The sequence below is a fragment of the Actinoplanes awajinensis subsp. mycoplanecinus genome (assembly GCF_001509495.1).
Lineage (GTDB): Bacteria > Actinomycetota > Actinomycetes > Mycobacteriales > Micromonosporaceae > Actinoplanes > Actinoplanes palleronii.
This window is the reverse complement of the sequence record NZ_LLZH01000007.1, coordinates 26655-33752: the sequence shown is the minus strand read 5'-3', so window position 1 is coordinate 33752 and position 7098 is coordinate 26655. Positions and strand designations below refer to the sequence as shown.

Here is a 7098-nt window from a genome sequence, read left to right as displayed (position 1 = left end):
CCCCAGCTTCTATCGAGCCGCTGCGACGACCCAATGGTGAAGGTCTTTCACCTCCACTCGATAGAACAGCGCCTCGTGGCGCACGAAGCGGAACTTGAAAGCCCGCTTCACCGCGCGTTCGGACATGCCCCACACGTTAACGCGCTTGTTTGCAAACACCCTGGTGGGCAGTCGGTGAATAGACGCCGAGTTCGCCTTGACGGCGAATCGGCTACCCCCGACCTGCTCCGCAGGAGTCCGTTTCCTCTCCGGCCTGAAGGCCGGAGTATCCACCGAGGAATCCGATGACCGTGCGGAGCGACCTGAGCCTTCAGGACGACCTTCTGGACGTGGTCCAGAAGGTGCTACAGGGAGCCGCCGCCAACCTACGCCCCGATCTGGAACGCCGGATGAGCATGGCCGCCGCGGAACTCGCCGACGGGCGCCCCGCGATGATCATCGTGGAAGCGGTGATGCACGCCCTGCAGTCGCTGGAAGTAGATCTTCGGAGCCGGCGTGCGGCGATGGCCGACCCCCGCCACCGGGCGCGCCTCGCCGCCGAGGCACGTGACGACGAGAGCCGCCTGCGCGCGTTTCAGGCACAAGCCGGCAAATGGCCACGGGCACTCAGCGACGCGTTGGCGGCGACCATGTCGGACATCGAGTTCGCCGTGCACAACTGGTTGCGAGCCCTGCTCGACGAGGGCACCGCGGTGATCGAGTCACCGGGGCTGGCCGGCGCCGACCTCGACCGCTGGCTGCGACAGCGCCTCGTGGCCGAGACCGAGGCAGTACATCGAGCGTTGCACGTGGCCGCGCGCGAAATCGGCGAGCAGGTCGCCGCCTCGATCGGGGTGAGTGAGGCGGTGCCGCCAGTGCATCTCGACCTCGAACCGCCGGCGGAGTTGGTCGCCCACATCCGCCGCGGCCCACGGATACTATCCGAGCGGCAGACGATGGCCACCCGTCTGGTCAGCGTACTCATGCCGGCCTACAGCGGCATCATGATCGCCCTCATCGTTCCCCGGTTCCTCGGCCTCGCGATGCCGTACTGGCTGTCCACGGCCGTAGCGGCGTCCGGCGCGATCGCCCTGGGCGGGACCGCCCTGGCCGGGGAGAAGCAGCGGCAGCGCAGCCGTCGCAACAGCGAGAGCGCAGCCGAGCTGAGGTCGCTGATCGACACCTTCCGGATGGCCGTCGGCAAGCGGGCACGCGACGGGATCCGCGCCATCGAGTTGCAGATGCAGGGCGGGTTGAGCGAGGCGGTGACGAACCAGTCCCAGCGGCTGCTCGCAGTCGCCGAGGCGTCGCGACGTTCGGCTCAGGCAGGCGAGCAGCCGGAACAGGCTCTGACCGCCATCGATCTCGACCTCGCCTTCATCGGTGAGCTACGGGAACGTACCCAACGACTCAGCCATCCCCAGCGAGCGCTGCCCGATGGCGGTGAGCAGCCGAAGGCACTCGACGCAGCACTCCCGCTGACTGGTTCACCATCGTCAGGCACCTGACGACCCACACGGCTGCGTGGTGTGTTCACGCGCCGGGTGGGCCTGTGATGCTGCGTCAGACGGTGCGGTAGCGGGAGGCCAGCTCGGGACTCTGGACGTTGAAGGCGGCCACATCGGCGGGGAAGACGGTCTGCAGCAGATCGGCGTTCTCGACCCCCGGGGCCACCACAACCTCGCCGAGTTCCAGGCCGCGCAGGCTGGTGGTGACGACCTCGTTGGCGGTCATCCGGCGTGCGGCGTTGAGGTCCATGCCCGGCCGCTCGTGGAACTCAGTGGCGACCACGCCCGAGCAGAGCACCTGGACCCGCACGCCGGTCAAAACGATCTCATTCGGGCCGCGACTAGCGGCTATCCGAACACGCAATGACCCTGCGCCGGAAGTCGGGCTGATACGGAGGGAAGGCTCACGGGCTGTTGAGTACGAACTGGCTACAAAGATCATCCGCAATCATGGCGTCAACCGTACGCGCGTCCGTGCAAAACGCGCGTCCGTGCAAAACGCGTGTCACGCTGCCGCGGTTGCATCGATGTCCAAACAAACAAAAGGCAGGCTACGCTCGCCTTTCGCAAAATCGGCCTGACAGGATTTGAACCTGCGACCCCTTGTTACAAACGCGTGACCGTTCCAGGCTTGTCATCGGTTGCCACACATTGGCGATGAGCTGCACAAACGTGAAGGATCGACGATCACAGCTTGTCACTGATTGTCGCCCGCCAGTAGGGGTTTTCGGGGGGTAAACGGGGGCATGCCCGGCGGCGCATCCCGATCCTATCGGTTCCGTCCGGCCCGGCCGAGAGCGCAGACGTTCACCGCCGCCGCCACAGCGCGCTCGGAAACCTTCAAAGTGCGCCCGATCGACACCGTCGGTGCTGGCGACGGCTTCGCCGCCGGCCATCTCGCCGCGACGCTGACGGACGGCACCCTCCAAGACCGGTTTGATCAAGCCGCCGCCGTCGGCGCGCTGGTAACGACCGGGTCCGGGGACCTCATCGCCATGCCATCAGCCCGCGAGCTGGCGGACTTTCGGGCCGCGCACACACGATGACACGGCGCGGTGGCGTTGTTCGCGAGGCCCGCGCCAGTTGCCGCCCGCATCGGCGGCATCGAGGTCTCGCCGTCCTCGATCGCGCGGTTGCATTCCGCCCTTCTTGGACTCGCTACACCGGTTGTCGGCCGGCTGCCACTTACGCAAAGTAATGTGCGGAACGTGGGCCGGGTTGCCTGTGGGAAGGGCTCGACCTTCGCTCGGAGCGTTGGCGGATCAGGCAGACCCTCGACCGCGAAGGCTCCAGTGACCGTTTCGACTCCATCAGGCTGGTACTCCACCACCCTGTGCAGTCCGTGACATTTGGAGAGCAGGTGGCTACTACCAGGACCCTCGGGTCAACCATAATGATCATGGCCGACCCCCCGTGCACCGGGCATTTCGCCAGCCAGTGGAGCCATGACTGGACAGGTGAGATGTTCAAAGATGCCCTGGGGCTTGCTATCAAGAATCTTCGGCGACCCCGTCGCGCCGTCATCATCGACAACGGCAAGGATCAGATGATGTCGGCGCACGAGCTGACCGTGCTCACGGAAGCCGATCTAGCCGAAGATCCACCGGACGTTTGCGCGATGATCAACGACACCGTGGTTGAGGTGTGCGGGGAAGCCGTGCTCTGCGTTGAGAACCCGGAGTGCCGCCGGGCTCGCCGCCGCGGATTTGCGACACCGCCGGGCAGCCGCATCTACCAAGGCGACGTAGTGACCATCTTCACCCAGCACTTCCAGGACCGACCGGACAACCATGGATTCGTCGCCCTCAGCTGGTTACCATGACCACGGCTCTGCTGATGGTCTGGCCCGCTCAGCGGGCGAGCCCCCATGACCACGCACATCCCTCGCCGCCGCGCGGTCGCCCCGAGACCCGAGCGCAGTGAGGTACTACGCCAGGACTTACTTGATCAATACCTGTCCATGGCAAACATGGTCCCGCTCGCTTCTACGGGAGCATCCGCGGAGGCTGGCCGGCAAGAAGCGGTGAATCATCGTTTCAGGGTCAGGTACCGCCTGAGTCGGACAGGGCGCGATCCAGTCGGTCACGCACGCTCCACGCGCGATCGGTACGCAGGCGATTCACCAGCTCAACCGAATCAGCTTGTCCGAGAATGGCGACAACCGTGTTCGCGAACTGGGCCACGCTGCGCCGGACCCGGGCGTCGGGGTCAGCGGCGAGTTGCAGGGGCAAACTCGATGGATGGCCGGCGGTCGCAACCCAGCCGTGCATGACGAGAGCTCGGACCTCACTCGAGGGGTGACTGGCCAACCGCAGTAGATCGACAGGTACGAGCTCGGCGATGATGGCGAGGGAAGCGGCCGCGTCTTGTGCTTCGGTGCCGTCATCGGAACGCAACATGGCTTCGGCGAGAGTGCGCATGCCAGTTGCGAGGTCAGCATCAGCAAGCGCCGGATCACTGGCGAGCGCACTCTTGTAGGCCTGGGCGGCTGTTCGGAGTGCGCGGCTAGCGAGGGTACGTCCTCCGAGATTCATACGGAAGCCGCGAAGAGGGTCTGCGCCGTAGACCTCGGCATCGTCCTGGGGGCCGAACTCCGGTTCGCGCGCTAGAGCGACCAGTCGTCGAGCGATATCCAGCTGTGTGTTCGCTGGCATGACCTCGACCAGAACTGCGAGCGCGGCCACCGCGTCGGCCCGCGAAACTGCCATGTCGTGGCTGTCGGCGGCCAGGTCGAGCAGCTTGTTGACCACGGCGGCGGCGAGCGGCTGCACAGGTCCCGCAGCGGTGATCGCCATGACGTCGGGCTCTATCGGCCCTTCCTCGGGTTGAGCGAGGGCTAGTGCTTCCGGCGGCAGGTCCTCGTTGTCGCCATCGGTCATGAGGGTGGCCACTCTCATGGCCGTAAGAGTGGCGTTGCTGCCGCCGAAGCCCCAGCTGGTGCGGGGGTGCCCTGTGGGGGTACGCAACAGGTTGGCAGCGGACCGGCGGGCCGCTACCCGGACTTCCGGCGTGGCGACGCGCCATTGGCTCAGGCTATCGATCGCGTCATCGTCGCCGTTGCGGGCCCGATCTCGGGTGATCGACTCCAACCGGTCGGCTGGCTCATGCAGCGCACGGACGGCTCTCCAGGCGTGCGCTTGATGGGACTGGTCGAGCGCCGCGGTCAAGAGGACGGCCAGTTCGTCGCGGTGCTCAGGCAGTGCCCGGTAAAGCTCACGAACGATACCGATCGAGGGTTCAGTCAGCCTATTCGCCTCAACCAGATGGGGCCGTACGAGTTGCACCAGGCTACCGAAATGGTCTGCGTCGATGCGGTGCGCAAACGACGTCAACGCGTGGAAGGCCGCGCCGGGTGGTTGTCCGGCGACTGCAGGACTGGTCGCGGCCGTCTCGGCCAGCTCGATGAGCCGATGCAGAATCTGGCGCACTGCGTCATCCGGAACCAGGTCCGCTTCGGCGGCGAGCACCTGTGCCGCGGCCGCCACGGCCCAGGGAGTTCCGTACTGCAGTTGCTCGAGTACGTCGAGCCAGTCGGACCGGGCTGCGGCCGCAGCTGCGGCCCGTTTGCCATCGCCTGCTGCGATCCGGTTGGTCAGCTCTGCGTCCGGCCGGTCGGCGGCCTTCAGGACGTCGGCGAAGGTGGCCTGTGCCCATCCTTCGTCGTACAGGTGGCCAGACAGGCGAGCCTCCCATATGCATCGACGAACGCTGAGAAACGCCTGTTGCACGCTGCGGTCGCGCAACGCGTCCAACGCGGCGATCGCAGGATCCGATGCGGCTGCGAGAAAGGTCCGCCGGTTGGGTACCGCTTGTGAGATGCGTGCGAGGTCCGGAAGGAGCACCTCGCCTCGGCTATTGACGACTCGGGTCATGGACCTGAACGCCTCACGGGCGTCACCGCCGAATTCTGGCAGGGCCGCCATGACCGCCCGGCGCCAGCTGTCGATCGCTTGGTCCGGTTCTCCGGCCACGGCGTAAGCGCGCCCGGCGCGGGCGTGCACCATTGCGGCGGGTCCGGGCGGGATCCGGCCGGCGGTGACGTCGGAAATCAGCGACCCGTATGCCTGGTCGACCGTCGTGGAGTTGCGTGCCCGATGGGATCGTTCGAGTCCGGCGTCGGCTAGTGCGCAGCGTAGCCGTGCACGCCAGGCCCGTGAGGCGGGGCCGGTGGAGGCCAGCGCGCGTTCGCCGATGGCGAGGAGTGCATCGGCCAAAGTCATGAGGTCAGCTGGCGGTTCCGCGCCCACCATGGGCTTGGGTGGGTCGGTGGAAAATAGCTGATCGACGACCGCTTGCTCGACGACGACGGTGACCAGGGCGAGCGCCTGTGGGTCGTCAGCATCGAGTACGTTTCGCAAGGCCGGGATGCTGGTGGTGAGATCGCTGCCCTGGCCGTACCAGGCGAGCGCCGTCGTGAGCACCGTGGACTTGGCCTGACGGACCTCGTCCAATACCGGCATCCGGTTGGAGAACTCCGCCAGCCGTGCCTGGGTGTCGCCGCGCAGCAGGCTGTCGAACCCAAGCTGCCAGAACATGTCGAATGCCCCTGCAAAGTCTCCCGCCCGGCGCAGGTCGTCGCCGGCCCGGTGGCGGAAGACCTCGGCATGGCCCGGGTATCCACTAGCTTCCAACTTGTCGGCGATGGCGCGGCAGATACCGGCAGCGACCGTCGGCTCGGTCTCTCGCACTTGCTCAGCGTGCGTAGCCATATGCTCCAGACCCTGCTCAGCGAGAGGGCCTTCCAGCAGGCCAAAGCCTGTGGCGTGTCCTGGCGAGGATGCCGGTGGTTCGACACCGCAAAACGCGTGGGCCCAGGCGGGGCCGAAGAAGGCTGCCACGATGCCTGCGGCTTCGCGCAGCTTCACCGACAGATGCTCGATCCCGATGACCTCGATTTCCAGGTCACCGCGGTACTCCCCTTGTAAAGCGGTGATCTCGTCAACGAGGGCGGTGTCGTCATGGGTGCTGGCGGCGGTGGCGAGCACGAACCGGCTGGCGTCGAATCGGCGCGCTGTCGCCGGTTCTCCGCTGATCCGTGGCGGACCGGCGTAGTCGACGACGGCGGCGCGGATTTCGGTTGGCGTTATCGCCTGCAGCCGACGGACCTGGCAGACGAACCTGCGTCGTCCGCGGTCCTCACCCACGATGTCGAGCCCGTACTGCTTCTGCCCTCGTCTGCCGTAGACGTGGACATCCCGCGCCGCCTCAACGGACCACATGTACTCCAGCACGAGGCGCTCGAAGACCTCCGGCGACAACTCGCCGGCCGGGAGCCGGGTGGCAGGAGCGACCGGCGGGAGGACCGGGGTGGGTTGGCGCGCGAGGATCTCCGTCAGGTTCAGCAGATCAAGATCGTGATCGGCGTCTGGTGCGTTCAGCGGATACCCTCCTACTCGTGAGCCGAGCCTTGCCGCGGTCGTGAGCTTAGAACGTTGCTGGGGACATCCTTCCTCACGGAACGAGCTTTCAGCAGGCCGTCGGGGAATCGGCGAGGTGCGTTGCTGGTGCGGTGGGCACGTCCGTGGCCCGCACCTTGCCGGCCTCACCCAGTAGGATGATCTTGAGGTGCGGGCGTCGGATATCGATGTGATACGGCTGCCGACGGATTCCA

5 protein-coding genes are annotated in these 7098 nt (G+C 66.4%); 3 read left to right on the top strand and 2 right to left on the bottom strand.

Going from position 1 to position 7098, the window contains the following annotated elements:
- Positions 1 to 284 precede the first annotated feature (284 nt).
- Positions 285 to 1487, top strand: a complete 1203-nt coding sequence (locus ADL15_RS02725; RefSeq protein WP_067684797.1) for a hypothetical protein — start codon at positions 285 to 287, stop codon at positions 1485 to 1487.
- A gap of 55 nt (positions 1488 to 1542) precedes the next feature.
- On the opposite strand, the gene ADL15_RS02720 is transcribed toward ADL15_RS02725, so the two are convergent.
- On the bottom strand, positions 1543 to 1806 hold the full coding sequence (locus ADL15_RS02720; protein WP_067684795.1) for an SDR family oxidoreductase: 264 nt from the start codon (positions 1804 to 1806) through the stop codon (positions 1543 to 1545).
- A 427-nt stretch (positions 1807 to 2233) separates the two neighbouring features.
- Here ADL15_RS02720 and ADL15_RS02715 point away from each other — a divergent pair, with 427 nt between their 5' ends.
- Positions 2234 to 2533: a carbohydrate kinase family protein gene (locus tag ADL15_RS02715; RefSeq protein WP_083970841.1), complete on the top strand. Its 300-nt coding sequence runs from the start codon at positions 2234 to 2236 to the stop codon at positions 2531 to 2533.
- A 353-nt stretch (positions 2534 to 2886) separates the two neighbouring features.
- The gene (locus ADL15_RS02710) at positions 2887 to 3309 is read left to right on the top strand and encodes a hypothetical protein (protein ID WP_157441120.1); all 423 of its coding nucleotides are present in this window, start codon (positions 2887 to 2889) and stop codon (positions 3307 to 3309) included.
- Between the two features lie 220 nt (positions 3310 to 3529).
- On the opposite strand, the gene ADL15_RS02705 is transcribed toward ADL15_RS02710, so the two are convergent.
- Positions 3530 to 6718: a hypothetical protein gene (locus ADL15_RS02705; protein ID WP_157441119.1), complete on the bottom strand. Its 3189-nt coding sequence runs from the start codon at positions 6716 to 6718 to the stop codon at positions 3530 to 3532.
- Positions 6719 to 7098 lie beyond the last annotated feature (380 nt).

Excerpts from the sequence above, each read along its gene's own strand:
- ADL15_RS02715 (WP_083970841.1), top strand. The coding sequence starts at position 2,234 with ATGCCCGGCGGCGCATCCCGATCCTATCGGTTCCGTCCGGCCCGGCCG.
- ADL15_RS02710 (WP_157441120.1), top strand. The coding sequence starts at position 2,887 with ATGGCCGACCCCCCGTGCACCGGGCATTTCGCCAGCCAGTGGAGCCAT.
- ADL15_RS02725 (WP_067684797.1), top strand. The coding sequence starts at position 285 with ATGACCGTGCGGAGCGACCTGAGCCTTCAGGACGACCTTCTGGACGTG.